Raw genomic sequence first — 25,704 nt, 5'->3', positions numbered from 1 at the left:
CCTCCTCTTTTACATTTAAATCATTATACTTCTTTAACTGATACTAGATGAGAAACTCTGTTGATCATACCGCGAACAGTTGGATTGTCTTCCAAAACAACTGACTGACGGATCTTTCTAAGACCTAGAGCAGCAACAGTTTTGCGCTGTTTTTCCAGTCTTCCGATCGTACTGCGCGTGAGGGTGATTTCTAATTTGTTAGCCATGTGCTTTCCCTCCTTATCCTAACAGTTCTTCTACAGACTTTCCACGAAGTTTCGCAACTTCTTCTGCACGTTTCAATCTGCCAAGTCCGTTAAGTGTAGCACGAACCATGTTGATTGGAGTGTTAGAACCAAGTGATTTAGAAAGGATGTCTCCGATACCACCAAGCTCAAGTACCGCACGTACAGGTCCACCGGCGATAACTCCAGTACCTTCTGCAGCAGGCTTCATCAAGATGTTGCCGGCGCCGAATTCACCGATGATTTCATGTGGAATAGTTGTACCAACGATAGGTATAGTAATTAGATTTTTCTTCGCGTCTTCGATAGCTTTACGGATCGCTTCTGGTACTTCTTGTGCTTTACCAGTACCGAAACCTACATGGCCGTTTTTGTCGCCTACTACTACAAGAGCAGCGAAACGGAAACGACGACCACCTTTTACTACTTTAGCAACACGGTTAACCGTTACTACGCGTTCTTCAAGATCAAGTTTGTTCGGGTCAATTGTTGTACGCAAGTTGTGTCCCTCCTTTTTAGATTAGAATTTAAGACCAGCTTCACGAGCTGCTTCAGCCAATGCTTTAACACGTCCGTGGTAAAGGTAGCCTCCACGGTCAAATACGATAGTTGTTACGCCAGCTTCTTTCGCACGGTTAGCAACTGCTTCTCCGACCTTTTGAGCTGCTTCAACATTGCTTGTAGATTCTAGGCTAAGGCTAGCATCCTTAGTAGAAGCACTTGCAAGTGTTTTACCAGTTGTATCATCGATCAACTGTGCGTAAATGTGTTTGTTAGAACGGTATACGTTCAAACGTGGACGCTCAGATGTTCCTGAAATGCTTTTACGAACACGGTTATGTCTTCTCTTACGCGATTCGTTTTTTGCAACTTTTGTAATCATTCAGGTCACTCCTTTCTGGTTTAACGAAAAACCTTATTTCGCTGTTTTACCTTCTTTACGACGTACGAATTCGCCTTCGTAACGGATTCCTTTACCTTTGTAAGGCTCTGGAGGACGGATTGCACGGATGTTAGCAGCTACTGCACCAACAGCTTCCTTATCGATACCTTTAACAACTACACGAGTGTTGGAAGGAACTTCGATTTCAATACCATCACGGTGCTCAACTTCTACTGGATGAGAGTAACCAGCGTTGATCACGACTTTGTTGCCTTGTTTAGTAGCACGATAACCTACACCGATGATTTCAAGAGCTTTCTCATAACCAGCGTGTACGCCTTGTACCATGTTTCCAAGGATAGAACGAGTAGTTCCGTGAAGAGCACGGTGTTCCTTGCTGTCAGTTGGGCGTTCAACAGTAAGAACGTTCTCTTCAACTTTGATCACCATATCTTGGTGGAATGTACGAGTCAATTCACCTTTAGGACCTTTTACAGTCACAGTGTTGTTTTCATTTTTGAATTCAACGCCTGCAGGGATTTCAAGAATCTTTTTACCTACGCGGGACATATGTGCACCTCCTTACTAATTGTTGGGAATTACCAAACGTATGCTAGCACTTCGCCGCCGACAGCTTGCTCACGTGCTTCTTTATCAGACAATACGCCTTTAGATGTTGAAACAACTGCGATACCAAGTCCGTTAAGGACACGTGGGATTTCAGTAGATTTCGCGTAAACACGAAGACCAGGTTTACTGATACGTTTGATACCAGTGATAACACGCTCGTCGTTTTTACCATATTTCAAAAAGATGCGTAGAACACCTTGTTTGTCATCTTCTACGAATTCGTAATCGCGAATAAAGCCTTCACGTTTAAGGATATCAGCAACATCCTTTTTCAACTTAGAAGCAGGAAGCTCCAGTTTTTCATGACGAACAGTGTTTGCATTACGAATACGAGTTAGCATATCTGCGATAGGATCTGTCATAACCATTAATCATTACCTCCTTCCCTGATTTAGGGGATTACCAGCTTGCTTTTTTAACGCCAGGAATTTGACCTTTATAGGCTAGTTCGCGGAAACAAATACGGCATAGCTTGAATTTACGTAGTACAGAGTGTGGACGTCCGCAACGTTCGCAGCGTGTGTACTCTTGTACTTTGAATTTCTGTGGGCGCTGTTGTTTCACGATCATAGATTTTTTAGCCACAATATTCCCTCCTTTTTACCTTTATTTTTGGAAAGGCATGCCTAGCTGAGTAAGTAGCTCACGAGCTTCTTCGTCAGTGTTGGCTGTAGTTACGATAACGATGTCCATTCCACGTACTTTGCTTACTTTATCGTAATTAATTTCTGGGAAGATTAGCTGTTCTTTAACACCTAGAGTATAGTTACCACGACCATCAAACGCTTTGTTTGAGATACCACGGAAGTCACGTACACGTGGAAGGGAAACTGCGACTAGTTTTTGAAGGAATTCGTACATACGCTCACCGCGCAATGTAACTTTCGCTCCAATTGGCATACCTTCACGAAGACGGAAACCTGCGATAGATTTCTTAGCTTTCGTGATGATTGGCTGCTGACCAGCAAGCAATGCCAATTCCTCTACTGCAGAATCAAGTGCTTTAGAGTTTTGAACGGCGTCACCGACACCCATGTTAATAACGATCTTTTCGATCTTTGGTACTTGCATTACGGATTTATAGCTGAATTTTTCCATTAGAGATGGAGAAATTTCGCCTTGATATCTTTGTTTCAATTCATTCATCGAGTAGCCCTCCTTTCAGAAGAAATTATTTATCGATAGCTTGACCGGATTTCTTAGCGATACGGACTTTTTTGCCGTCTTTCACTTCGTAGCCTACGCGAGTTGGCTCTCCAGTTTTAGGATCGATCAGCATTACGTTAGAAACGTGAATCGCTGCTTCGATTTCGAGGATTCCGCCCTGCGGGTTATCCTGGGAAGGTTTCGCGTGTTTTTTGACGATGTTTACGCCTTCGACAAGAACACGGTCTTTCTTCGGATAAGCTTCAAGGATGGTACCTTCTTTACCACGATCTTTACCAGTGATTACTTTAACTTTGTCACCTTTTTTAACATGCATGTGTACTGCACCTCCTTAACAAGGCATTAAGTGTTTTACAATACTTCAGGAGCAAGGGAAACGATCTTCATGAACTTAGCGTCACGCAATTCACGTGCAACCGGTCCGAAGATACGAGTTCCTCTTGGGCTCTTGTCATCTCTTACGATAACAGCTGCGTTCTCGTCGAATTTGATGTAAGAACCATCTTTACGACGAACACCGCTTTTCGTACGTACGATTACAGCTTTAACAACTTCACCTTTTTTGACAACGCCACCAGGTGTTGCTTGTTTCACCGTACAAACGATTACGTCACCAATGTTAGCTGTTTTACGACCAGATCCGCCTAGCACTTTAATTGTTAGGACTTCACGAGCACCAGAGTTATCAGCGACTTTCAAACGAGTCTCTTGTTGAATCATACGAGTGTTACCTCCCTTCGGAATCCTTCCGAGCGATCTTTAATTAGATAATTACTGCTTCTTCTACCACTTCAACCAAACGGAAACGTTTCGTTGCGGATAATGGACGAGTTTCCATGATACGAACCAAGTCACCAGTTTTTGCTGTACCGTTTTCATCATGCGCTTTTAGCTTTTTAGAATACTTAACACGCTTGCCGTACAGCTTGTGAGTTTTGTAGGTTTCAACAAGAACAGTGATTGTTTTATCCATTTTATCGGATACAACACGTCCAACGTATACTTTACGATTGTTACGTTCACTCATGTCGCGAACCTCCTCTCGGAATTTAGTTATTTACGCTTAATTCTCTTTCACGAACAACTGTCTTCATGCGAGCAATTGTCTTACGGACTGTGCGAATACGTGCTGTATTCTCAAGCTGTCCAGTAGCTAATTGGAAGCGCAGGTTGAAAAGTTCTTCTTTAAGAGACTTAACTTTTTGTTCAATTTCGGCAGTGGTCAGTTCTTTGATTTCATTAGCCTTCATTGATTTCACCACCAATTTCTTCACGTTTTACGATCTTAGTTCTTACTGGCAGTTTGTGAGAAGCAAGACGCAATGCTTCGCGAGCCACCTCTTCAGATACTCCAGCGATTTCGAACATGATCTTACCAGGTTTCGTTACAGCTACCCAGCCTTCAGGAGAACCTTTACCGGAACCCATTCGGACTTCTAGAGGTTTTTTAGTGTATGGCTTATCTGGGAAGATTTTGATCCATACTTTACCGCCACGTTTCATGTAACGAGTCATAGCGATACGGGCAGATTCGATTTGACGGCTAGTGATCCAAGCAGGATCAAGAGCTTGTAAACCCCATTCACCAAATGCCACTTCTGTACCGCCTTTAGCACGGCCATTCAATTTACCACGGTGTTGTCTACGATATTTTACGCGTTTAGGCATTAACATAATGCTTTTCCCCCTTCCTTATCGGTTGTTTTTAGTTGGAAGGACTTCGCCACGATAGATCCATACTTTAACGCCAAGCTTACCATAAGTTGTATCAGCTTCAGCTGTGCCATAGTCAATATCAGCACGTAGAGTATGAAGTGGAACTGTTCCTTCGCTGTAAGATTCTGCACGAGCGATATCTGCTCCGCCTAGACGACCGGAAACTTGTGTACGGATACCTTTAGCACCAGCACGCATTGCACGCTGCAATGTTTGTTTCTGAGCACGACGGAATGAGATACGGTTTTCAAGTTGACGAGCGATGTTGTCTGCTACCAATTTAGCATCAAGATCTACACGTTTCACTTCTACGATGTTGATGTGAACACGTTTGCCAGTCAGGCTGTTCAATGCTTTACGAAGTGCTTCTACTTCAGAACCGCCTTTACCGATTACCATACCAGGTTTACCAGTATGAATAGAGATATTTACACGGTTAGCAGCACGTTCGATCTCCACTTTGGAAAGTGCAGCATCTTTCAAACGTTGTTCTAGATAATCACGAATTCTGATATCTTCATGTAGTAAATCAGCGTAATCTTTGCCACCGTACCACTTGGATTCCCAGTCACGGATGACGCCGACGCGAAGACCTATCGGATGTACTTTTTGACCCACTGCTTAACCCTCCTTCTTTTCTGTAACAACCACTGTAATGTGGCTAGTACGTTTGTTGATTTGGCTTGCGCGGCCTTGAGCGCGTGGACGGAAACGTTTCAATGTAGCACCTTCGTTAACGAATGCTTCAGAGATAACAAGGTTATCCGTATCCATTTCATAGTTGTGTTCTGCGTTAGCAACTGCAGAACGAAGTACTTTCTCTACTGCCAATGATGCACCACGCTGAGTGTGACGCAAAATCGCAATAGCTTCTCCAACATTTTTTCCTCGAATCAAATCAACAACTAAGCGGACCTTACGAGGAGCAATGCGAACTGATTTTGCCATAGCTTTTGCTTGCATTTAGGATTGCCTCCCCTCTTAGCGTTTTGTTTTCTTATCGTCGGCTGCGTGTCCTCTGTACGTGCGAGTTGGCGCGAATTCACCAAGTTTATGACCTACCATATCTTCAGTAACATAAACAGGTACGTGTTTACGGCCATCGTACACAGCGATTGTGTGTCCAACGAATGTTGGGAAAATAGTGGAACGACGGGACCAAGTTCTGATTACTTGTTTCTTGTCGTCTTCGTTCAATTTGTCGACTTTCTTTAGCAAATGGTCATCTGCGAAAGGTCCTTTTTTCAAGCTGCGACCCATACATAAACCTCCCTTTGCGATATGGAGACGGGTGAGAACGCCCGCCTTGCTACCACATTATTTTTTACGCTTACGTACGATAAATTTATCGGACTGCTTATTACGTTTACGTGTTTTGTAACCAAGTGTCGGTTTACCCCATGGAGACATTGGTGATTTACGTCCGATTGGAGCGCGTCCTTCACCACCACCGTGTGGGTGATCATTAGGGTTCATTACAGATCCGCGGACTGTAGGGCGTTTGCCTAACCAGCGAGAGCGTCCTGCTTTACCAACTACGATTAGTTCGTGTTCCAAGTTACCAACCTGACCGATTGTAGCACGGCAAGTACCTAGTACTAGACGTACTTCACCAGAAGTTAGTCTTACAAGAACATATTTACCTTCACGGCCAAGGATTTGAGCTTGTGCACCAGCAGAACGAGCTAGCTGAGCACCGCGGCCTGGCTTCAATTCGATGTTGTGGATGATCGTACCAACTGGGATTGTAGCAAGCTCCATAGCGTTACCCACTTTGAAGTCAGCACCTTCACCAGATAAGATCTCCATTCCTACTTCCAAGCCTTTCGGAGCAAGGATGTAGCGTTTTTCACCATCTACATAGTGAATTAGAGCGATGTTTGCAGTACGGTTTGGATCGTACTCGATTGTAGCAACGCGTCCTGGTATTCCATCTTTGTCGCGTTTGAAGTCGATAATACGGTATTGACGTTTGTGTCCACCACCTTGGTGACGTACAGTCAATTTACCTTGGTTGTTACGTCCGCCACGTTTGTGAAGCGGTGCAAGCAATGATTTCTCAGGCTTGTCAGTTGTAATTTCAGCAAAATCCGATACGGACATATTACGACGTCCGTTAGTGGTCGGTTTATACTTTTTAATCGCCATCGTTGTTTCCCTCCTTCTCTATTATTTCTTAAACACCTTCGAAGAAGTCGATTTCTTTACTGTCTTCAGATAGTGTTACTACTGCTTTTTTACGATCTGGGCGGTATCCGCCGTAACGACCTTGACGTTTGAATTTACCTTTAAGGTTTTGAGTGTTCACTTGTTCCACTTTTACACCAAAGATTACTTCAACCGCTTGTTTGATTTCGATCTTGTTAGCACGTTTGTCAACTTCAAACGTGTACTTCTTATCAACCATAAGGTCAGAAGAATGTTCCGTAATTACAGGGCGCTTAATAATATCACGTGGTTCTCTCATTATGCAAGCACCTCCCCTGCTTTTTCAGCTGCCTCTTTCGTTAAGATCAGCTTATCATGCGTAAGCAAGTCAAGAACGTTAACTTCGCTTTGAGTCAACACTTTAACGTTTTTAAGGTTGTTTGCAGAACGTACAACAGTTTCGTCTTTATCTGCAGTAACGATCAATACCTTTTTATCAACGTTTAGTGCGCTAAGCATAGCAACGACATCTTTCGTTTTAGGAGCATCGAATGCAAGGCTCTCTAGAACTACGATGTTTTCTTCTTGTACTTTAGAAGATAGTGCTGATTTAAGCGCTAGACGACGAACTTTTTTAGGTAGTTTGTAGCTGTAGCTGCGTGGAGTCGGTCCGAAAACTGTTCCACCGCCAACCCATTGTGGTGAACGGATGGATCCTTGACGCGCGCGGCCAGTACCTTTTTGACGCCATGGTTTTCTTCCGCCGCCTCGTACTTCAGAACGTCCTTTTACTTTGTGCGTACCTTGACGCATAGAAGCACGCTGCATTAGTACTGCTTCGTGTAATACATGTGTGTGTGGCTCGATACCGAAAACGGAATCATTCAATTCGATTTCACCGACTTGAGACCCGCTCTGGTTGAATAGTGCTACTTTAGGCATGATATATCCTCCCTTCGTATTGTGAATTAGTTACCTTTTACGGCACTTGATACTTTCACGTAAGATTTTTTCGCACCAGGTACGTTACCTTTAACAAGGATAAGGTTGCGCTCAGCGTCAACTTTAACGATTTCAAGGTTTTGAACAGTGATTTGCTCTCCGCCCATTTGTCCTGGTAGTGCTTTACCTTTGAAAACGCGCATAGGGTCAATTACACCCATGGAACCTGGTCTTCTGTGGTAACGTGAACCGTGTGACATAGGTCCGCGGGATTGGTTGTGACGCTTGATTGCGCCCTGGAATCCTTTACCTTTAGAAGTACCTGTTACATCTACTGTTTCTCCAGCTGCGAAAATCTCTACGCTAACCTCTTGTCCAACTTCGTGTTCGTCAAGAGCAGCGTCACGGATTTCACGAATGTAGCGCTTAGGTGTTGTGTTTGCTTTCTCAGCATGGCCTTTTGCAGGTTTGTTAGCGTTGTTTGCTTTCTGATCAGCAAATCCTAGTTGCAATGCGTTGTAACCGTCAGATTCGACAGTTTTCTTTTGAAGAATTACGTTTGGTTCAGCTTGGATAACTGTTACAGCTTGAAGTTCACCTGTTTCAGTGAATAGCTGTGTCATGCCGATCTTGCGTCCCAAGATTCCTTTCGTCATCCGTTACACCTCCTATTTTGTGTAAAATTATAGTTTAATTTCGATGTCCACACCGGACGGTAAGTCAAGTCTCATCAAAGAATCAACTGTTTGCGGTGTAGGACTAACGATATCGATAAGACGTTTGTGAGTGCGCATTTCGAACTGCTCACGAGAGTCTTTATATTTGTGCACCGCACGTAGAATTGTGTATACAGATTTCTCTGTAGGAAGCGGAATCGGACCTGATACGTTCGCACCAGAACGTTTCGCTGTATCTACGATTTTCTCTGCAGACTGATCAAGGATTCTGTGATCGTATGCTTTCAAACGGATTCTGATTTTCTCTTTTGCCATTATTTTCCCTCCTTTATCGCCCTTATTATTTAGGACATTCTCAGCGGAAATTAACTTGACCACCCTGCCATGGCAAAGGGGCCTGGTGTGCCAACAACCTCCCGCATCATCGCCTTTAAATGACCAACATTATAATTATATAGAAAAAACGCGGTCAATGCAAGTCTTATCTAGTTTTACAGCTTAAAAGTCTGCAATCCTTCATAAGATGACACTTTATGTATTATACATAGGCTTACTAGTGTTTTCAAGTCATTTCAGTATTTTTTACAATTAACTGGCGCTGCCAATCTTTTACTATAGTTAAATAAAAAAACAGACAGCACGTCTGCTGTCTGTTTCTTCTATATTGTTATATCAGCTTACGCTTCGATAACAGATACAACGCCTGATCCAACAGTACGTCCACCCTCACGGATAGAGAAGCGAGTACCATCTTCGATAGCGATTGGAGAGATAAGCTCAACAGACATCTCTGTGTTATCGCCAGGCATTACCATTTCAGTACCTTCTGGAAGGTGAACTACGCCAGTTACGTCAGTTGTACGGAAGTAGAACTGTGGGCGGTAGTTAGTGAAGAATGGAGTGTGACGTCCACCTTCTTCTTTAGAAAGAACATAAACTTCAGCTTTGAACTTTGTGTGTGGAGTGATTGTACCTGGTTTAGCAAGTACTTGTCCACGGTTGATGTCATCACGGGATACACCACGAAGTAGAGCACCGATGTTGTCACCAGCTTCAGCGTAATCAAGAAGCTTACGGAACATTTCTACACCTGTAACAGTTGTTTTCTTAGGAGCTTCGTTAAGACCGATGATATCAACTTCGTCACCGACTCTTACTTCACCACGCTCAACACGGCCTGTAGCTACAGTACCACGACCAGTGATAGAGAATACGTCCTCAACTGGCATCATGAATGGTTTTTCTTTGTCGCGTTCTGGAGTTGGGATGTACTCATCAACAGCGTCCATAAGTTCGAAGATTTTCGCTTCGTAGTCAGCGTCGCCTTCAAGAGCTTTAAGAGCAGAACCTTTGATAACTGGTACATCATCACCAGGGAAGTCGTATTCGCTTAGAAGATCGCGAACTTCCATTTCAACAAGTTCAAGAAGCTCTTCGTCGTCAACCATGTCACATTTGTTTAGGAATACAACGATCGCAGGAACACCTACGTTACGAGAAAGAAGGATGTGCTCACGAGTCTGTGGCATTGGACCATCAGCAGCAGATACTACTAGGATAGCTCCGTCCATTTGCGCAGCACCAGTGATCATGTTTTTAACATAGTCAGCGTGTCCTGGGCAGTCAACGTGTGCATAGTGACGAGAATCAGTTTCATACTCAACGTGTGCAGTAGAGATTGTGATTCCACGTTCTCTTTCTTCTGGAGCACCATCGATTTGGTCGTAAGCCATTGCTGTACCTGAACCAGTTTTCTTATGAAGTACAGTAGTGATAGCTGCAGTTAGTGTTGTTTTACCATGGTCAACGTGTCCGATTGTACCAACGTTAACGTGGGATTTGGAGCGGTCGAATTTTTCTTTACCCATTAGTAATTCCTCCTTAAATATGGAAATATCTCATGTATTAGATAGTATGTTTCTTGTACTCAGAAGCATGCGTGCACGCACGCTTCCAATACAAGTTATACTTTATTACTGGCAAAAAATCAATTATTGTCCAGAGTTTTTCTTGATAATTTCTTCTCCAACGCTTTTCGGCACTTCTTCATAGTGGTCGAATGTCATTGTGTAAGTTCCACGGCCTTGTGTGTTGGAACGCAACGCTGTTGCGTAACCGAACATTTCAGCAAGTGGCACGAATGCATTAACTACCTGAGCAGGTCCGCGTGTATCCATACCTTCAACACGTCCGCGACGGGAAGTGATATCGCCCATGATGTCACCCATGTATTCTTCTGGGATAACAACTTCCACTTTTACAAGTGGTTCCAAGATGACAGGGTTACATTTGTTCTTCGCGTTTTTAAGCGCTAAAGAAGCAGCAACCTTAAAGGCCATCTCGTTGGAATCGACATCATGGTAGCTTCCATCAAATAGAGATGCTTTAACGTCGATTAGCGGATAACCAGCCAATACACCGTTTTGCATTGCTTCTTTGATACCAGCTTCAACAGATGGGATGTATTCACGAGGAACTACACCACCAACGATTTTATTTTCAAACTCGAAACCAGCGCCTTCTTCGTTTGGCTCGAATTTGATCCAAACGTGTCCGAACTGACCGCGACCACCGGACTGACGTACGAATTTACCTTCGACTTCAGCAGCAGCACGGAATGTTTCGCGGTACGCTACCTGTGGAGCACCTACGTTTGCTTCTACTTTGAATTCGCGACGCATACGGTCAACGATGATATCCAAGTGAAGCTCACCCATACCGGAGATGATAGTCTGACCAGTTTCTGGGTTTGTTTCAGTTCTGAATGTAGGATCTTCCTCAGCTAGTTTACCAAGGGCAACGGACATTTTGTCTTGGTCCGCTTTTGTTTTTGGTTCAATCGCAACAGAGATAACTGGCTCTGGGAATACCATAGACTCAAGGATAACTAGTGATTTTTCATCACATAGAGTATCTCCAGTCGAAGTATCTTTCAAACCTACAGCTCCGGCAATATCACCAGCGTAAACTTTGGAAATCTCTTCACGAGTGTTTGCGTGCATTTGTAGGATACGGCCTACGCGCTCACGCTTGTCCTTCGTGGAGTTTTTCACGTAAGAACCTGCTTCCAATGTACCAGAGTACACACGGAAGAAAGTAAGTTTACCAACGAACGGGTCAGTTGCAACTTTGAAAGCAAGTGCACTGAATGGCTCGCTGTCGCTTGATTTACGTACGATTTTCTCTTCAGTACCAGGAACGATACCTTCGATAGCTGGTACGTCTGTTGGTGCAGGCAAGTAATCAACAACACCGTCGATTAGAAGCTGAACACCTTTGTTTTTGAATGCTGAACCACAGAATACTGGGTAGAATTCAACAGTTAGAGTCGCTTTACGAACAGCTTGTTTAAGCTCTTCGTTAGAGATCTCTTCCCCTTCAAGGTAGCGTTCCATAAGATCTTCATCTTGTTCAGCTACTGCTTCAATCAGGTTCGTGCGGTATTCTTCCACAAGATCCTTCATGTCTTCAGGGATTTCACGAATCTCAGAGTTTTGTCCAAGATCGTCAAGGTAGAAATGAGCTTCCATTGTGATTAGGTCAATGATTCCTTCGAAATCATCTTCCGCACCAATTGGAAGTTGTACTGGGTGCGCATTAGCGCCCAGACGTTCGTGCATCGTTTTAACGGAATAAAGGAAGTCTGCACCTGTTTTATCCATTTTGTTAACGAACACGATACGTGGTACACCGTAAGTTGTAGCCTGACGCCAAACAGTTTCTGTTTGAGGCTCAACTCCGGACTGTGCATCAAGCACAGCTACCGCTCCATCAAGAACGCGCAGGGAACGTTCAACTTCAACTGTGAAGTCTACGTGTCCTGGTGTATCGATGATGTTGATACGGTGGCCTTTCCATTGAGCAGTTGTTGCAGCAGATGTGATTGTGATACCACGCTCCTGCTCCTGCTCCATCCAGTCCATCTGAGAAGCACCTTCATGAGTTTCTCCGATTTTATGGATACGTCCTGTATAGAATAGAATACGCTCAGTTGCAGTTGTTTTACCGGCATCGATGTGGGCCATGATACCGATATTACGCGTATTTTCTAAGGAGAACTCTCTAGCCATGTGGTCTTTCTCCTTCCTAGAGTGAATTTCAGATATATCTTACCAGCGGTAGTGAGCAAACGCTTTGTTTGCTTCCGCCATTTTATGCATATCTTCACGTTTCTTAACTGAAGCACCTGTGTTGTTAGACGCATCAAGAATTTCGTTAGCAAGACGCTCTTCCATTGTTTTTTCGCCGCGTAGACGGGAATAGTTAACAATGTAACGAAGACCTAGTGCTTGACGACGCTCTGGGCGTACTTCAACTGGTACTTGGTAGTTGGAACCACCTACACGACGCGCGCGTACTTCAAGTACAGGCATGACGTTCTTCATGGACTGTTCGAAAACCTCCATTGGATCGTTTCCACTACGTTCTTTAACTAGTTCAAATGCTGCATAAAGAATCTTTTGTGCTTTACCGCGTTGTCCGTCAACCATGATTTGGTTGATCAAACGAGTTACCAATTTAGAGTTGTACAACGGATCTGGCAACACGTCACGTTTAGCTACAGGACCTTTTCTTGGCATATGTTCTCCTCCTTTCCGATGATGGTTATATTATATTAGTCTTATTTTTTAGGGCGTTTTGTACCATATTTGGAACGACCTTGTGCGCGGCCGTCAACACCTGAAGTATCAAGCGCACCACGTACGATATGGTAACGTACACCCGGTAAGTCTTTTACACGTCCGCCGCGGATCAAAACAACACTGTGCTCTTGCAAGTTGTGTCCGATACCAGGAATGTAGGCAGTAACCTCGATTCCGTTTGTCAAACGCACACGTGCATATTTACGCAATGCGGAGTTCGGTTTCTTCGGAGTCATTGTACCAACACGAGTACAAACACCACGTTTTTGTGGAGAAGACTGGTTAGTCAATGATTTCTTGAAACTGTTGTACCCTCTGTTCAATGCTGGAGAGTCAGATTTTCTTGTTTTGCTTACGCGACCTTTGCGTACTAATTGATTAATAGTAGGCATGTTTTTTCCTCCTTTCAAAGCTTTTTGTAATACCACACATCCAGGTGGTTCATTTTTAGGCAAAAAACAAAGCTTTCACGAGCTGAGCTAGCATCAGCTTCGCCAAAACTATCTTTTGATTGCCACAGTAGCTGTCCCTACATCTATGCCACAAGCTTCACCTAATCGCTTCATAGAATCGACTTGGATCGCTGGTATGCCTAATTCTTCTGCCAGCTTTCTTACCTGGCTGGTAATTTGCTCGGCAGCGTCATTTGCAATGACAACTGAGTTCACTTGGCCTTGCTTCATGGCCTTGAGTGTTTGTTTGGTTCCGATAACGATTCCCGTATTAGCTTGTGCTACTTTTTCATAAGACATATGCATATCCTCCAAAGTAAACAAGGAGAATCGGAAGCACCTTGATTATAGTATCACTCTAGTAAGCTGATGTCAATCACCTTAACGAGAGATTTACAGTGCTTCCGACAATTATTTTGTTTCCTTGTGTATTAGGGCCACCGTTACGGTGTTACAGATTCGATTTCCTGACCTTCTGTCACTTCTTCAGGAGTATCAAGTTTCGCTTTGATCTTTCGGTACTGCGGCATGCCAGTACCAGCCGGAACAAGCTTACCGATGATAACATTCTCTTTAAGGCCGAGAAGTTCATCGCGCTTACCTTTGATAGCTGCATCCGTAAGGACACGAGTTGTTTCCTGGAAAGAAGCGGCAGACAAGAAGGAATCCGTTTCTAGAGAAGCTTTTGTAATACCAAGCAATACTGGTTTACCACTTGCCGGCTGGAAGCCTTCTCTTAGGACTTCACGGTTTGCTTCCCGGAATTGATGGATCTCAAGAAGTGAGCCCGGCAATACATCTGTTTGACCAGAATCGATGACACGTACTTTACGAAGCATTTGGCGAACCATTACTTCAACGTGTTTATCGCCGATTTCTACCCCTTGCATACGGTAAACTTTTTGTACTTCTTTCAATAGATACTGCTGAACGCCAGCTACACCGCGAACTCGAAGAAGTTCTTTCGGATCTACAGAACCCTCTGTCAGCTCTTGACCAGCTTCGATTGCGTCACCTTCGGAAACACGCAAGCGTGCACCATAAGGAGCTGTGTAAGTCTTCGTTTCAACTGTACCCTGAATTGTAACTTCTTGCTTCTCTTTTACATCATTAATCTCGATAACTGTACCTTTGATCTCGGAGATGACGGCTTGACCTTTAGGGTTACGAGCCTCGAACAACTCCTGGATACGCGGCAAACCTTGTGTGATATCGTCACCGGCTACCCCGCCTGTGTGGAACGTACGCATTGTAAGCTGTGTTCCTGGTTCACCGATGGATTGTGCTGCGATGATACCGACTGCTTCGCCGACTTCAACGTCGCTGCCAGTTGCAAGGTTGCGGCCGTAACATTTCTTACATGCACCATGTTTCGTGTTACATGTGAAGACAGTACGGATAGCCACTTCTTCGATACCAGCATCTACGATTTGTCTTGCTGTATCTTCGTCGATCAATTCGTTCTTAGCGACAATCACATCGCCTGTTTCCGGATGTTTGACATTCTCGAACGCTGTACGGCCTACAAGACGGTCATACAAAGGCTCGATCATTTCAGTTCCTTCCGTCAGTGCACGGACTCTCAAGCTGCGGTCAGTACCACAATCTTCTTCACGGATGATAACATCCTGTGCTACGTCAACTAGACGACGAGTCAAGTAACCGGAATCGGCAGTTTTCAGTGCTGTATCGGCAAGACCTTTACGCGCACCGTGTGTAGAGATGAAGTACTCGAGTACTGTCAGACCCTCACGGAAACTGGACTTGATCGGCAACTCGATGATTCGTCCTGCCGGGTTGGCCATTAGACCACGCATACCAGCAAGCTGCGTGAAGTTAGATGCGTTACCACGGGCACCGGAATCACTCATCATGAAGATAGGGTTACGGTTGCTCAAGGATTTCATCAGACGTTCCTGGATGTCATCTTTCGCTTTAGACCAGATTGAGATGACACGGTCATATCGCTCTTCTTCCGTGATCAAACCACGACGGAACTGTTTCAGCACTTTATCCACGCGGGATTGTGCTTCATCAAGGATCTCCGTTTTCTCTTTCAATACGACGATATCAGAGATACCAACCGTAATACCTGCTTTAGTGGAATAACTGAATCCAAGGTCCTTCATGCGGTCAAGCATTTTGGACGTTTCACTGATCTTGAAGCGTTTGAACACTTCCGCGATGATATCGCCCAGGAAACCTTTCTTGAATGGAGAGATGATGTCGCGTTTCGCGATCTCCTCCTTGATATTCGCACCCTTTTCAACGAAGTAGTGAGCAGGTGTTTTTTCTTCCAAATTCTCGCGAGTCGGTTCGTTCATGTAAGGGAACGAGCTCGGCAAGATTGTATTGAAGATAAGTTTACCTACTGTTGTAAGCAGGATTTGGTTGTTTTGCTCTTCTGTGAACGTTTCGTTGTTCAAAGAACCGGCATCTACTGCCACACGAGTATGCAAATGTACATAACCGTTCTGATAAGCAAGCATTGCTTCGTTTACATCTTTGAAGACTTTACCTTCGCCGATAGCATCTTCACGCTCAAGTGTAAGGTAGTAGTTACCTAGTACCATATCCTGAGATGGTGTTACGACTGGTTTACCGTCTTTCGGGTTCAAGATGTTTTGCGCAGCAAGCATAAGGATACGAGCCTCAGCCTGTGCTTCAGCTGATAAAGGAACGTGGACAGCCATCTGGTCACCATCGAAGTCAGCGTTATAAGCTGTACATACTAACGGGTGAAGACGGATTGCGCGACCTTCTACCAATGTTGGTTCGAATGCCTGGATACCTAGACGGTGAAGTGTAGGTGCACGGTTAAGCAATACTGGATGCTCACGGATTACTTCTTCGAGTACATCCCAGATTTCCGGATGCAAACGTTCGATTTTCCGTTTTGCAGATTTGATGTTATGCGCAAGGCCTTTTTCCACCAATTCTTTCATGATGAATGGTTTGAATAGCTCAAGCGCCATTTCTTTCGGAAGACCACACTGATACATCTTCAGATGCGGACCTACGACAATTACGGAACGTCCAGAATAGTCTACACGTTTACCAAGCAAGTTCTGACGGAAACGTCCTTGTTTACCTTTCAGCATATGAGAAAGAGATTTCAATGGACGGTTACCAGGACCTGTAACAGGACGGCCGCGACGACCGTTATCGATCAACGCATCAACAGCTTCCTGAAGCATACGTTTTTCGTTTTGTACGATGATGCTAGGTGCACCAAGGTCAAGCAAGCGTTTCAGACGGTTGTTACGGTTGATCACTCGACGATAAAGATCGTTCAAGTCAGAAGTAGCGAAACGTCCGCCATCAAGCTGTACCATTGGACGAAGCTCAGGAGGAATGATCGGAAGTACATCCAATACCATCCAGGAAGGTTCGTTTCCAGAGTGACGGAATGCTTCCATTACTTCCAAGCGCTTGATCGCACGTGTTCTGCGCTGACCTTGAGCTGTTTTCAATTCTTCGCGAAGTGCTTCCACTTCTTTCTCCAAGTCGATGTCTTGAAGAAGCTTACGGATTGCTTCCGCACCCATTTGAGCTTGGAACGTGTTACCGTATTTTTCGCGATAGAGGCGATATTCTTTCTCAGAAAGAAGCTGCTTCTTCTCAAGTGCTGTATCACCGGCATCTGTCACGATATACGCTGCGAAGTAAATAACTTCTTCCAACGCACGCGGAGACATATCCAGTACAAGACCCATACGGCTCGGAATACCTTTGAAGTACCAAATGTGAGACACAGGAGCTGCTAGCTCGATGTGTCCCATACGCTCACGGCGTACTTTGGCTTTGGTAACTTCTACGCCGCAACGATCACATACAACGCCTTTATAACGGACGCGTTTGTATTTACCGCAATGACATTCCCAGTCCTTTTGAGGACCGAAGATGCGCTCACAGAACAAACCATCTTTTTCAGGCTTCAACGTACGGTAGTTGATCGTTTCCGGCTTTTTCACTTCTCCGTAAGACCATGAACGAATCTTATCAGGTGAAGCCAAACCTATTTTCATAAACTCAAAATTATTTACATCTATCAAGGGGCCTACCTCCCTTTTAGTATCCCGTTACTGCTATGCAGTCGATGTGTCGCCGCCTTACCCTTCCTGTACATCAAGATTGATGCGGTCAGGTACTTGCGTCTCGTCTTCATCTTCGAGTTCTCTTAATTCTACTTCTTCTTCTTCGCCATTGAGGATTTTAACATCCATACCAAGACTCTGAAGCTCTTTAATCAATACTTTGAACGATTCTGGTACACCTGGTTCTGGGACATTATCACCTTTAACAATAGCTTCATATGTCTTCACACGACCGACTACGTCATCGGATTTGACAGTAAGAATCTCTTGCAAGGTATATGCCGCACCATATGCTTCAAGTGCCCAAACCTCCATCTCACCGAAACGCTGTCCACCGAACTGCGCTTTACCACCAAGCGGCTGCTGCGTAACTAGTGAATATGGACCTGTAGAACGTGCATGCAGCTTGTCATCAACCATGTGCGCAAGCTTGATCATGTACGATACACCAACGGAAACACGGTTATCAAATGGTTCACCGGTTCTTCCATCATAAAGGACTGTCTTCGCGTCACGCGGCATACCAGCTTCTTCGAGCGTTTCCCAAACATCTTCCTCACGCGCACCATCAAATACTGGTGTTGCAACGTGGATGCCTAGTGCACGAGCTGCCATACCTAAGTGAAGCTCAAACACCTGCCCGATATTCATACGAGATGGTACCCCTAGCGGGTTAAGCATGATATCGACTGGTGTGCCATCCGGCATGAATGGCATATCCTCTTCTGGAAGAATCTTAGAGATAACCCCTTTGTTACCGTGACGTCCAGCCATCTTATCTCCTTCAGAAATCTTACGTTTCTGAACGATATAAGCACGTACAAGCTGGTTTACACCCGGAGGTAATTCATCGCCATCTTCACGGTTGAAGATCTTAACATCCAATACGATACCGCCGGCACCGTGAGGTACACGAAGGGAAGTATCACGGACTTCGCGAGCCTTCTCACCGAAGATCGCATGCAATAGACGTTCTTCTGCAGATAGCTCAGTTACACCTTTAGGCGTTACTTTACCAACAAGCAAATCACCATCGGAAACTTCAGCACCAACACGGATGATTCCGCGTTCGTCAAGGTTCTTCAGTGCGTCTTCCCCTACGTTCGGGATATCGCGTGTGATTTCTTCTGGTCCTAGCTTCGTATCACGTGCTTCAGACTCATACTCCTCGATGTGGATAGATGTGTATACATCATCCTTCACAAGACGTTCGCTCATGATGATAGCATCCTCGTAGTTGTAACCTTCCCATGTCATGAAGGCAACTAGTACGTTACGGCCTAGTGCAAGCTCTCCATCCTGCATGGAAGGTCCATCAGCTAGGATTTCACCTTTTGTCACACGGTCACCTACTGCGACGATCGGACGTTGGTTATAGCAAGTTCCTTGGTTGGAACGATTGAATTTCTGCAGACGATAACGATCTGTATCGCCTTTCACTTCACTGCCGCCGACTTCTGTTACACGGCGTACAATGATTTCTTTCGCTTCAACGCGCTCTACAATACCTTCCGCGCGGCAAATAACAGCTGCACCGGAGTCTTTACCGGATACATATTCCATACCAGTACCTACGATCGGTGCTTCCGGCTGCATCAACGGTACTGCTTGTCGCTGCATGTTCGCACCCATCAGTGCACGGTTGGAGTCATCATTTTCCAAGAACGGGATACATGCTGTCGCAGCAGATACAACCTGTTTCGGTGATACGTCCATGTAATCGATACGTTCACGAGCAACGATTGTATTTTCCTCACGGAAACGAGCAACGACTTCTTCATTTACGAAGCTGCCATCTTCTGTTAACGGAGAGTTTGCCTGTGCGATAACATAGTTATCCTGCTCATCGGCAGTTAGGTAATCTATATGTTCAGTTACACGGTTTGTCTCCGGATCAACACGACGGTAAGGTGTCTCGATGAAACCGAATTTGTTCACTTTCGCATAAGTGGAAAGGGAGTTGATCAAACCAATGTTCGGACCCTCTGGCGTTTCGATCGGACACATTCTTCCATAGTGGGAGTAGTGTACGTCACGAACTTCAAAGCCAGCACGTTCCCGAGTCAAACCACCAGGTCCCAAAGCAGAAAGACGACGTTTATGCGTCAATTCACCTAAAGGATTCGTCTGGTCCATGAACTGGGAAAGCTGGGAGCTTCCGAAGAATTCTTTAATAGATGCAATCACCGGACGGATATTGATCAGCTGCTGCGGCGTGATAGCTGACGTATCCTGAATGGACATACGCTCACGTACCACACGTTCCATACGGGATAGACCGATACGGAATTGGTTTTGCAGCAATTCACCTACTGAACGCAATCTTCTGTTACCAAGATGATCGATGTCATCTGTGTCGCCAACTTCATATAATAGGTTAAAGAAGTAGCTGACTGCTGCTACGATATCAGCAGGATCCAGATTCTTCACACTGTCATCAACTGTAGCATTACCAGTAACGCTTAGTTTACGTTCACCTTCTGGGTCAGTTGGATCAACGATTTTGATTGTTTGCACGATGATTTGATCTTGTACTACACCATCATGCGGCTCCAAGATGTTCTCACCGAATTTGCCGTTGGAACCATCAAGATAAGGAAGAATCTTGTCAAGCAGACGACGGTCTAGCTTATCGCCTTTTTGTGCAAGTACTTCACCAGTCTCTTCATCGACGATTGGCTGTGCCAATGTCTGATTGAACAAACGGTTCTTAATATGAAGCTTTTTGTTCATTTTGTAGCGGCCTACATGTGCTAGGTCGTAGCGTTTTGGGTCGAAGAAACGGGAAACCAGCAAGCTTTTCGCGTTCTCTACAGTAGGCGGCTCTCCCGGACGAAGACGCTCGTAGATTTCAAGCAATGCTTTTTCAGTAGTTTCCGTGTTATCTTTCTCCAATGTGTTTCGCAAGTACTCGTTCTCGCCGATCAAATCGATGATTTCTTGATCACTTCCGAATCCAAGCGCACGAAGCAAGACAGTGATAGGAAGCTTACGCGTACGGTCGATACGAACATGGACTACATCCTTCGCATCTGTCTCGAACTCAAGCCACGCGCCACGGTTTGGAATAACAGTTGCTGTATGGCCGCGTTTTCCGTTCTTGTCGACTTTCTCACTGAAATAAACACTAGGGGAGCGAACAAGCTGTGATACGATAACGCGTTCAGCACCGTTGATGATGAACGTTCCTGTATCTGTCATCAATGGGAAGTCACCCATGAATACTTCCTGTTCTTTTACTTCGCCTGTCTCGTTATTCAGCAAACGAACTTTCACACGAAGCGGAGCGTTATAGGTAACGTCTCTTTCTTTCGCTTCATCTACTGGATATTTCGGTTCGCCAAGGCTATAGTCGACAAATTCCAGCGATAAATTACCCGCGAAATCCTCGATCGGGGAAATATCCTGGAACATCTCTCGTAATCCTTCTTCTAAGAACCATTCATAAGAAGCGGTTTGAATCTCGATAAGATTCGGTAACTCTAGCACTTCACTAATACGTGCATAGCTTCTGCGCTGGCGGTGTCGTCCATACTGAACTACTTGACCTGTCAACAGCTTCACCCCTCAAATCAAACATTAGTAATGTATTCAAGCTGCAATCCGTAGACTGCAGTAAATCAACATCCTGCAGCAGGAATCTCCTGCTGTGAGCCTCTCACTTGACCGACCTTTTTCGGATAAAGGTCTGCCTGAATATGCCGGAATGCCGATTGACTTTCCAAGCAATAAATTATATATTGTAGCTAACATAAATGAATCGCCACAATATTTGCATTGTTCACATCTTCTGTTTACATAGAAAAGCATTCGCATAAATACGAATGTGATGTGAATGTTGTAATGAAACGGGCTTCCCTTCCTGTTTAACAAAAATCAGAAAGTGGTATAGTTCCAACAGCGAAACACTCCTACTGTCCTTCCTGCACCGCCTTCAAGCTAAAAGCGAAAAAGGTTTTTACATAAAAACCGTTAAAAATTCAGCTTGCTAGCTCCTCCGAATGGCGACATAACCCTGATCATACATATTTAGATAAAATCGACGAAGGCAAAAACATAATAATGATAGCAGTCTTGCCAATCGGCCGACAGTTTAAACACGATTCTCTAAGAAAATTATAATCCTCTCCGAGTATCGTTATCTATTGGCATTTTACAATACTACCACAAGCTTTTATGCGAGTCAAACTTTTTTGGCTAATAGAATGTAATAGCCCTTTTCCTTCTTGACGATTTCACACGAGCCGAACAACTGATTCAATTTTTCCTGAGCAGATGGGGCACCTTGTTTCTTTTGAATGACAACCCAGAGCTCTCCCTGTGGAAGCAGTGCCTGGTAGCTCTCTTCAAATATCTGATGTACAACCTTCTTGCCTGCCCGGATTGGAGGGTTGGTGGCAATTGCCGCGAATTTCCGGTCCGAAAAAGCGGTTAAGCGATCACTCACATAAAAATGTGTATTTTCCGCTCCATTCGCCTCCGCATTCTGTTTCGCAAGTGATACTGCGCGTTCATTGACGTCACTCATCACAATCTCGCGATTTGCGAATGCTTTCGCAAATGAAATGCCGATCGGTCCATATCCACAGCCAAGATCCAGTATATCCCCTTCTATTTCAGGCTCCCTGAAGACATCAATCAAAACCCTGGAACCAAAATCCACTTCTTTCTTGGAAAATACTCCGCTATCCGAAGTGAACATAAGTTCATTGCCTTTTAAAGTGAATCGCCATGTAGCAGGAGCACTTTTAGATTGCGGCTGATTGGTATAATAATGATCCGACATATTGGTCACCTTCTTTATTCAGGATCCATTCACGATTGCCATGGAGAAATAGATAAAAGGAAAGCTCGCCCGAGGGCGAGCTTTCTTGTTATTACTTAACTTCTACAGAAGCTCCAGCTTCTTCAAGTTTAGCTTTAAGTTCTTCAGCATCAGCTTTAGAAACGCCTTCTTTGATGTTTCCAGGAGCGTTATCTACAAGATCTTTAGCGTCTTTAAGACCTAGGCCAGTTGCTTCGCGTACAGCTTTAACAACTTTGATTTTAGAAGCGCCAGCGCTTGTAAGAACAACGTCAAATTCAGTTTGCTCTTCAGCAGCTTCAGCAGCTCCGCCACCAGCTACAGCTACAGGAGCTGCAGCAGTTACGCCGAATTCTTCTTCGATAGCTTTAACAAGATCGTTCAATTCTAGAACGGACATACCTTTAATCTCTTCAATGATTGTCTCTTTAGACATGATATTTCCTCCTTGGGGAATGTTTTATTTTGTTTTGAAGCCTCAGGCAGCCTTAAGCGCCTTGCTCTTCTTTTTGTTCTGCGATTGCTTTCGCAGCGTAAGCGAAGTTGCGAACTGGTGCTTGTAGCACGCTAAGCAACATAGAAAGCAAACCTTCGTAGTTCGGTAGATCCGCAAGTTCTTTAACTTGTTCTACAGAAGCTACATTGCCTTGGATGACACCAGCTTTGATTTCTAGTGCTTCATTCTTTTTCGCGAAGTCGTTCAAGATCTTAGCAGGAGCAATTACATCTTCATTACTGAAGGCAATAGCAGTTGGGCCTGTCAAGTTCTCGTCTAGTTCTGTCAAACCAGCAACTTCCGTAGCACGGCGAGTCAACGTGTTTTTGTAGACTTTGAAATCCACTCCAGCTTCACGAAGCTGTTTGCGAAGTTCAGTCACCTCAGAAACAGTAAGACCTCGGTAGTCTACTACGATTGTAGATTGGCTCGCTTGGAATTTCTCAGCGATTTCTGTTACAACCTGTTGCTTTTGTTCGATGATCTTGGACATATGTTCCACCTCCTGTTAGCTTGTTCACAATTATACCTGGAGTTAACATGAAAAATGCCTCCATTCGACATGGAGGCATGATCACAAGGAACAGTCGGAACAGACTGCCTTTATATCTCACACACCTCGGCAGGAGATTAAGCCCTAGGGCACCTGCTGTCTTAGGTATAACGTTTATTAGGTTTTAACCACAGTTGATTATATAGTGTTTCCAATTAGATGTCAACAGACAATTAACGGAATGGTGCTACGTCAACTTTGATTCCAGGACCCATAGTAGAAGCGATTGCTACGTTCTTCATGTAAAGGCCTTTGGAAGCTTGTGGTTTCACTTTAATAAGTTGTTCGATCAATGCAACAAGGTTTTCTTCCAATTTCTCTTCAGAGAAGGAAGCTTTACCGATTGGTACATGGACGTTGGACTGTTTGTCAACGCGGTATTCAACTTTACCAGCTTTGATTTCCTGGATAGCTTTTTCTACGTCGAATGTAACAGTTCCAGTTTTCGGGTTAGGCATAAGACCTTTTGGTCCTAGTACACGGCCCAATTTACCAACTTCAGCCATCATGTCCGGAGTTGCAACGATAACGTCGAAATCGAACCAGCCTCCGTTGATTTTCGCGATTAGATCTTGTTCGCCTACGAAGTCAGCACCAGCAGCTTCCGCTTCTTTTGCTTTATCGCCTTTAGCGAATACCAATACGCGTTGAGATTTACCAGTACCGTGCGGCAATACCATTGCGCCACGGATTTGCTGGTCAGCTTTCTTAGGGTCTACTCCCAAACGGAAAGCAGCTTCGATTGTTTCGTCAAATTTAGCAGTAGCAGTCTTTTTGACAAGCTCAACAGCTTCTTTTACTTCGTACAATGCAGTACGGTCAACAAGCTTAAGTGCTTCTTGTTTCTTTTTGCTTTTTACAGCCATTTCCTTTTCCTCCTCGGATTGTGGTTTTAACGGTAGGACCTCCCACTTGTTAAAGCGGAGCGGACGAGTGTCCGCTATTGCCGGAAATGCCGGCTTTTAAAAAGGCTGCGAAATGGTATACTCCATTCACGCAACCTCGTCAGTTTCTATGATTGAATCAGAATTAGTCTTCGATGACAATTCCCATACTGCGAGCAGTACCTTCAACCATACGCATTGCTGATTCAACGTTTGCAGCATTCAAGTCAGGCATTTTAGATTCCGCAATCTCTCTTACTTTATCGCGTTTAACAGTAGCGACTTTGTTACGGTTCGGTTCGCCTGAACCTGATTCGATACCAGCTGCTTTCTTAAGCAAGACTGCAGCAGGCGGAGTTTTAGTGATGAATGTAAATGAACGGTCTTCGAATACCGTGATTTCAACTGGAATGATCAAGCCTGCTTGTTCTTGCGTGCGGGCGTTAAATTCCTTACAGAATCCCATGATGTTCACACCTGCTTGACCTAGTGCCGGTCCAACTGGTGGAGCTGGATTCGCTTTAGCTGCAGGGATCTGCAATTTTACAACTTTGATTACTTTTTTAGCCACGAGACACACCTCCTTAAGTCCGTGATGTGGTAATAGGGTTTGTCACCCTCCCACTCAACATGTCTGTATAGCTATATATTATAGACTATAGTCATTAACATTAAGATTCTAGCATTTATCTATAAACAATGCAAGGGGCTTCCAAATAAATTCCGGAGGATTATAATTTTTCGATTTGGGAAAAATCAAGCTCCACTGGTGTTTCCCGGCCGAACATATTTACGTGAACTTTTACTTTCTGTTTATCCATGTCGATATTTTCGATCGTTCCAGTAAAGTCGTTGAATGGTCCATCCGTTACGCGTACACTTTCTTTCTCTTCAAAATCGAACTCTGTCAGTGTCTCTTCCATACCCATCCGTTTGAGGATTGTTTCGACTTCTTCATCCAAAAGCGGTGTCGGCTTGGAACCAGAACCAGTGGATCCGACGAAACCAGTTACGCCCGGTGTATTACGCACCACATACCAGGAATCATCCGTCATGACCATTTCAGTCAATACGTAACCAGGGAAGACTTTCTTCATCGCTGTCTTACGTTTACCGTTCTTGATTTCTGTCTCTTCATCCTCAGGAACGACGACGCGGAAGATTTTATCTTCCATTCCCATGGAATCGAGTCTTTTCTCCAGGTTGGCCTTTACTTTGTTTTCATATCCAGAATAGGTGTGTACGACATACCATCTTTTTTCCATGCTGTCAGGACAAACGCTTGTCCTTCCCTCCCTTTGGTTTAGTTATTGCCGATGCTGGCAAAAAGACCAATTTAAAAAACCCGTACGGAACGGGTTTTTTTCTACGAGCAATATTTAATATCA

The 25,704-nt window shown here is 44.4% G+C and carries 32 protein-coding genes, 1 pseudogene and 1 other annotated feature; all 33 genes and pseudogenes read right to left on the bottom strand.

The window, feature by feature from the left end:
- Positions 1-23: 23 nt before the first annotated feature.
- The 33 genes and pseudogenes from rpmD to nusG all read right to left on the bottom strand — a co-directional run bounded on the left by rpmD (position 24) and on the right by nusG (position 25,581).
- Positions 24-206: a 50S ribosomal protein L30 gene (gene rpmD / locus ACH6C1_RS18585; RefSeq protein ID WP_095220654.1), complete on the bottom strand. Its 183-nt coding sequence runs from the start codon at positions 204-206 to the stop codon at positions 24-26.
- Between the two features lie 13 nt (positions 207-219).
- Positions 220-723, bottom strand: a complete 504-nt coding sequence (rpsE, locus tag ACH6C1_RS18580; RefSeq protein WP_095224647.1) for a 30S ribosomal protein S5 — start codon at positions 721-723, stop codon at positions 220-222.
- 21 nt (positions 724-744) lie between these two features.
- Positions 745-1,107, bottom strand: a complete 363-nt coding sequence (gene rplR / locus ACH6C1_RS18575) for a 50S ribosomal protein L18 (RefSeq protein ID WP_095224646.1) — start codon at positions 1,105-1,107, stop codon at positions 745-747.
- A gap of 33 nt (positions 1,108-1,140) precedes the next feature.
- The gene (rplF, locus tag ACH6C1_RS18570; RefSeq protein WP_038565220.1) at positions 1,141-1,677 is read right to left on the bottom strand and encodes a 50S ribosomal protein L6; all 537 of its coding nucleotides are present in this window, start codon (positions 1,675-1,677) and stop codon (positions 1,141-1,143) included.
- A 29-nt stretch (positions 1,678-1,706) separates the two neighbouring features.
- Complete coding sequence (gene rpsH, locus ACH6C1_RS18565; RefSeq protein ID WP_038565217.1) at positions 1,707-2,105, bottom strand: 30S ribosomal protein S8; 399 nt, start codon at positions 2,103-2,105, stop codon at positions 1,707-1,709.
- A 31-nt stretch (positions 2,106-2,136) separates the two neighbouring features.
- Entirely contained in the window at positions 2,137-2,322 is a 186-nt protein-coding gene (locus ACH6C1_RS18560; protein ID WP_038565213.1) for a type Z 30S ribosomal protein S14, read from the bottom strand.
- Between the two features lie 21 nt (positions 2,323-2,343).
- The gene (gene rplE, locus ACH6C1_RS18555; protein ID WP_095224645.1) at positions 2,344-2,883 is read right to left on the bottom strand and encodes a 50S ribosomal protein L5; all 540 of its coding nucleotides are present in this window, start codon (positions 2,881-2,883) and stop codon (positions 2,344-2,346) included.
- Positions 2,884-2,908: 25 nt separating this feature from the next.
- The gene (gene rplX / locus ACH6C1_RS18550; RefSeq protein ID WP_093728571.1) at positions 2,909-3,220 is read right to left on the bottom strand and encodes a 50S ribosomal protein L24; all 312 of its coding nucleotides are present in this window, start codon (positions 3,218-3,220) and stop codon (positions 2,909-2,911) included.
- 35 nt (positions 3,221-3,255) lie between these two features.
- Positions 3,256-3,624, bottom strand: coding sequence for a 50S ribosomal protein L14 (gene rplN / locus ACH6C1_RS18545; RefSeq protein WP_038565204.1), 369 nt, complete (start codon positions 3,622-3,624; stop codon positions 3,256-3,258).
- A 43-nt stretch (positions 3,625-3,667) separates the two neighbouring features.
- A complete protein-coding gene (gene rpsQ, locus ACH6C1_RS18540) occupies positions 3,668-3,931 on the bottom strand; it encodes a 30S ribosomal protein S17 (protein WP_038565201.1) in 264 nt (87 codons plus the stop codon).
- A 22-nt stretch (positions 3,932-3,953) separates the two neighbouring features.
- The gene (gene rpmC / locus ACH6C1_RS18535; RefSeq protein WP_038565198.1) at positions 3,954-4,154 is read right to left on the bottom strand and encodes a 50S ribosomal protein L29; all 201 of its coding nucleotides are present in this window, start codon (positions 4,152-4,154) and stop codon (positions 3,954-3,956) included.
- Positions 4,144-4,578, bottom strand: coding sequence for a 50S ribosomal protein L16 (rplP, locus tag ACH6C1_RS18530; protein ID WP_093728574.1), 435 nt, complete (start codon positions 4,576-4,578; stop codon positions 4,144-4,146). The genes rpmC and rplP overlap by 11 nt, the downstream gene beginning before the upstream one ends.
- Positions 4,572-5,238, bottom strand: a pseudogene (gene rpsC, locus ACH6C1_RS18525) (30S ribosomal protein S3). Before rpsC ends, rplP begins: the two are co-directional and overlap by 7 nt.
- A 3-nt stretch (positions 5,239-5,241) precedes the next feature.
- Positions 5,242-5,583: a 50S ribosomal protein L22 gene (gene rplV / locus ACH6C1_RS18520; protein ID WP_093728576.1), complete on the bottom strand. Its 342-nt coding sequence runs from the start codon at positions 5,581-5,583 to the stop codon at positions 5,242-5,244.
- Between the two features lie 18 nt (positions 5,584-5,601).
- On the bottom strand, positions 5,602-5,880 hold the full coding sequence (gene rpsS / locus ACH6C1_RS18515) for a 30S ribosomal protein S19 (RefSeq protein WP_038565186.1): 279 nt from the start codon (positions 5,878-5,880) through the stop codon (positions 5,602-5,604).
- Between the two features lie 57 nt (positions 5,881-5,937).
- Complete coding sequence (gene rplB, locus ACH6C1_RS18510) at positions 5,938-6,768, bottom strand: 50S ribosomal protein L2 (protein ID WP_095224644.1); 831 nt, start codon at positions 6,766-6,768, stop codon at positions 5,938-5,940.
- A 28-nt stretch (positions 6,769-6,796) separates the two neighbouring features.
- Entirely contained in the window at positions 6,797-7,087 is a 291-nt protein-coding gene (gene rplW / locus ACH6C1_RS18505; RefSeq protein ID WP_038565180.1) for a 50S ribosomal protein L23, read from the bottom strand.
- On the bottom strand, positions 7,087-7,710 hold the full coding sequence (rplD, locus tag ACH6C1_RS18500) for a 50S ribosomal protein L4 (RefSeq protein WP_095224643.1): 624 nt from the start codon (positions 7,708-7,710) through the stop codon (positions 7,087-7,089). The genes rplW and rplD overlap by 1 nt, the downstream gene beginning before the upstream one ends.
- A 26-nt stretch (positions 7,711-7,736) precedes the next feature.
- A complete protein-coding gene (gene rplC, locus ACH6C1_RS18495) occupies positions 7,737-8,366 on the bottom strand; it encodes a 50S ribosomal protein L3 (protein ID WP_095224642.1) in 630 nt (209 codons plus the stop codon).
- Positions 8,367-8,393: 27 nt separating this feature from the next.
- Positions 8,394-8,702, bottom strand: a complete 309-nt coding sequence (gene rpsJ, locus ACH6C1_RS18490) for a 30S ribosomal protein S10 (RefSeq protein WP_038565171.1) — start codon at positions 8,700-8,702, stop codon at positions 8,394-8,396.
- Between the two features lie 362 nt (positions 8,703-9,064).
- Positions 9,065-10,255 carry an elongation factor Tu gene (tuf, locus tag ACH6C1_RS18485; RefSeq protein ID WP_095224641.1) on the bottom strand — a complete coding sequence of 397 codons (1,191 nt, stop codon included), beginning with the start codon at positions 10,253-10,255 and terminating at the stop codon, positions 9,065-9,067.
- Between the two features lie 123 nt (positions 10,256-10,378).
- Complete coding sequence (gene fusA, locus ACH6C1_RS18480; protein ID WP_366248444.1) at positions 10,379-12,457, bottom strand: elongation factor G; 2,079 nt, start codon at positions 12,455-12,457, stop codon at positions 10,379-10,381.
- Between the two features lie 39 nt (positions 12,458-12,496).
- Entirely contained in the window at positions 12,497-12,967 is a 471-nt protein-coding gene (rpsG, locus tag ACH6C1_RS18475) for a 30S ribosomal protein S7 (RefSeq protein ID WP_093728583.1), read from the bottom strand.
- Between the two features lie 41 nt (positions 12,968-13,008).
- A complete protein-coding gene (gene rpsL, locus ACH6C1_RS18470) occupies positions 13,009-13,422 on the bottom strand; it encodes a 30S ribosomal protein S12 (RefSeq protein WP_095224639.1) in 414 nt (137 codons plus the stop codon).
- Positions 13,423-13,530: 108 nt separating this feature from the next.
- Positions 13,531-13,782 carry a 50S ribosomal protein L7ae-like protein gene (locus ACH6C1_RS18465; protein ID WP_095224638.1) on the bottom strand — a complete coding sequence of 84 codons (252 nt, stop codon included), beginning with the start codon at positions 13,780-13,782 and terminating at the stop codon, positions 13,531-13,533.
- Positions 13,783-13,925: 143 nt separating this feature from the next.
- The gene (rpoC, locus tag ACH6C1_RS18460; RefSeq protein WP_374079731.1) at positions 13,926-17,537 is read right to left on the bottom strand and encodes a DNA-directed RNA polymerase subunit beta'; all 3,612 of its coding nucleotides are present in this window, start codon (positions 17,535-17,537) and stop codon (positions 13,926-13,928) included.
- A gap of 57 nt (positions 17,538-17,594) precedes the next feature.
- Positions 17,595-21,134: a DNA-directed RNA polymerase subunit beta gene (rpoB, locus tag ACH6C1_RS18455; RefSeq protein ID WP_374079728.1), complete on the bottom strand. Its 3,540-nt coding sequence runs from the start codon at positions 21,132-21,134 to the stop codon at positions 17,595-17,597.
- A gap of 628 nt (positions 21,135-21,762) precedes the next feature.
- Positions 21,763-22,365 carry a class I SAM-dependent methyltransferase gene (locus ACH6C1_RS18450; protein ID WP_366248441.1) on the bottom strand — a complete coding sequence of 201 codons (603 nt, stop codon included), beginning with the start codon at positions 22,363-22,365 and terminating at the stop codon, positions 21,763-21,765.
- 91 nt (positions 22,366-22,456) lie between these two features.
- Positions 22,457-22,819, bottom strand: a complete 363-nt coding sequence (gene rplL, locus ACH6C1_RS18445; protein WP_095224634.1) for a 50S ribosomal protein L7/L12 — start codon at positions 22,817-22,819, stop codon at positions 22,457-22,459.
- 52 nt (positions 22,820-22,871) lie between these two features.
- Positions 22,872-23,372 carry a 50S ribosomal protein L10 gene (gene rplJ / locus ACH6C1_RS18440; RefSeq protein ID WP_038565146.1) on the bottom strand — a complete coding sequence of 167 codons (501 nt, stop codon included), beginning with the start codon at positions 23,370-23,372 and terminating at the stop codon, positions 22,872-22,874.
- 39 nt (positions 23,373-23,411) lie between these two features.
- Positions 23,412-23,556, bottom strand: a sequence feature (ribosomal protein L10 leader region).
- A 49-nt stretch (positions 23,557-23,605) separates the two neighbouring features.
- A complete protein-coding gene (gene rplA / locus ACH6C1_RS18435) occupies positions 23,606-24,298 on the bottom strand; it encodes a 50S ribosomal protein L1 (RefSeq protein ID WP_095224633.1) in 693 nt (230 codons plus the stop codon).
- Positions 24,299-24,461: 163 nt separating this feature from the next.
- Positions 24,462-24,887 (bottom strand): 50S ribosomal protein L11, encoded by a 426-nt coding sequence (gene rplK, locus ACH6C1_RS18430; RefSeq protein WP_141234182.1) that lies wholly within the window; start codon positions 24,885-24,887, stop codon positions 24,462-24,464.
- Between the two features lie 160 nt (positions 24,888-25,047).
- Positions 25,048-25,581: a transcription termination/antitermination protein NusG gene (nusG, locus tag ACH6C1_RS18425; RefSeq protein WP_095224631.1), complete on the bottom strand. Its 534-nt coding sequence runs from the start codon at positions 25,579-25,581 to the stop codon at positions 25,048-25,050.
- Between the last annotated feature and the right edge of the window lie 123 nt (positions 25,582-25,704).

This window comes from Terribacillus sp. JSM ZJ617, from assembly GCF_044383785.1.
GTDB lineage: Bacteria > Bacillota > Bacilli > Bacillales > Amphibacillaceae > Terribacillus.
This window is presented reverse-complemented; position numbering and strand designations above follow the sequence as displayed.

Excerpts from the sequence above, each read along its gene's own strand:
- rpmD (WP_095220654.1), bottom strand. The coding sequence starts at position 206 with ATGGCTAACAAATTAGAAATCACCCTCACGCGCAGTACGATCGGAAGA.
- rplR (WP_095224646.1), bottom strand. The coding sequence starts at position 1,107 with ATGATTACAAAAGTTGCAAAAAACGAATCGCGTAAGAGAAGACATAAC.
- rplF (WP_038565220.1), bottom strand. The coding sequence starts at position 1,677 with ATGTCCCGCGTAGGTAAAAAGATTCTTGAAATCCCTGCAGGCGTTGAA.
- rpsH (WP_038565217.1), bottom strand. The coding sequence starts at position 2,105 with ATGGTTATGACAGATCCTATCGCAGATATGCTAACTCGTATTCGTAAT.
- rplE (WP_095224645.1), bottom strand. The coding sequence starts at position 2,883 with ATGAATGAATTGAAACAAAGATATCAAGGCGAAATTTCTCCATCTCTA.
- rplX (WP_093728571.1), bottom strand. The coding sequence starts at position 3,220 with ATGCATGTTAAAAAAGGTGACAAAGTTAAAGTAATCACTGGTAAAGAT.
- rplN (WP_038565204.1), bottom strand. The coding sequence starts at position 3,624 with ATGATTCAACAAGAGACTCGTTTGAAAGTCGCTGATAACTCTGGTGCT.
- rpsQ (WP_038565201.1), bottom strand. The coding sequence starts at position 3,931 with ATGAGTGAACGTAACAATCGTAAAGTATACGTTGGACGTGTTGTATCC.
- rpmC (WP_038565198.1), bottom strand. The coding sequence starts at position 4,154 with ATGAAGGCTAATGAAATCAAAGAACTGACCACTGCCGAAATTGAACAA.
- rplP (WP_093728574.1), bottom strand. The coding sequence starts at position 4,578 with ATGTTAATGCCTAAACGCGTAAAATATCGTAGACAACACCGTGGTAAA.
- rplV (WP_093728576.1), bottom strand. The coding sequence starts at position 5,583 with ATGCAAGCAAAAGCTATGGCAAAATCAGTTCGCATTGCTCCTCGTAAG.
- rpsS (WP_038565186.1), bottom strand. The coding sequence starts at position 5,880 with ATGGGTCGCAGCTTGAAAAAAGGACCTTTCGCAGATGACCATTTGCTA.
- rplB (WP_095224644.1), bottom strand. The coding sequence starts at position 6,768 with ATGGCGATTAAAAAGTATAAACCGACCACTAACGGACGTCGTAATATG.
- rplW (WP_038565180.1), bottom strand. The coding sequence starts at position 7,087 with ATGAGAGAACCACGTGATATTATTAAGCGCCCTGTAATTACGGAACAT.
- rplD (WP_095224643.1), bottom strand. The coding sequence starts at position 7,710 with ATGCCTAAAGTAGCACTATTCAACCAGAGCGGGTCTCAAGTCGGTGAA.
- rplC (WP_095224642.1), bottom strand. The coding sequence starts at position 8,366 with ATGACGAAAGGAATCTTGGGACGCAAGATCGGCATGACACAGCTATTC.
- rpsJ (WP_038565171.1), bottom strand. The coding sequence starts at position 8,702 with ATGGCAAAAGAGAAAATCAGAATCCGTTTGAAAGCATACGATCACAGA.
- tuf (WP_095224641.1), bottom strand. The coding sequence starts at position 10,255 with ATGGGTAAAGAAAAATTCGACCGCTCCAAATCCCACGTTAACGTTGGT.
- fusA (WP_366248444.1), bottom strand. The coding sequence starts at position 12,457 with ATGGCTAGAGAGTTCTCCTTAGAAAATACGCGTAATATCGGTATCATG.
- rpsG (WP_093728583.1), bottom strand. The coding sequence starts at position 12,967 with ATGCCAAGAAAAGGTCCTGTAGCTAAACGTGACGTGTTGCCAGATCCG.
- rpsL (WP_095224639.1), bottom strand. The coding sequence starts at position 13,422 with ATGCCTACTATTAATCAATTAGTACGCAAAGGTCGCGTAAGCAAAACA.
- ACH6C1_RS18465 (WP_095224638.1), bottom strand. The coding sequence starts at position 13,782 with ATGTCTTATGAAAAAGTAGCACAAGCTAATACGGGAATCGTTATCGGA.
- ACH6C1_RS18450 (WP_366248441.1), bottom strand. The coding sequence starts at position 22,365 with ATGTCGGATCATTATTATACCAATCAGCCGCAATCTAAAAGTGCTCCT.
- rplL (WP_095224634.1), bottom strand. The coding sequence starts at position 22,819 with ATGTCTAAAGAGACAATCATTGAAGAGATTAAAGGTATGTCCGTTCTA.
- rplJ (WP_038565146.1), bottom strand. The coding sequence starts at position 23,372 with ATGTCCAAGATCATCGAACAAAAGCAACAGGTTGTAACAGAAATCGCT.
- rplA (WP_095224633.1), bottom strand. The coding sequence starts at position 24,298 with ATGGCTGTAAAAAGCAAAAAGAAACAAGAAGCACTTAAGCTTGTTGAC.
- nusG (WP_095224631.1), bottom strand. The coding sequence starts at position 25,581 with ATGGAAAAAAGATGGTATGTCGTACACACCTATTCTGGATATGAAAAC.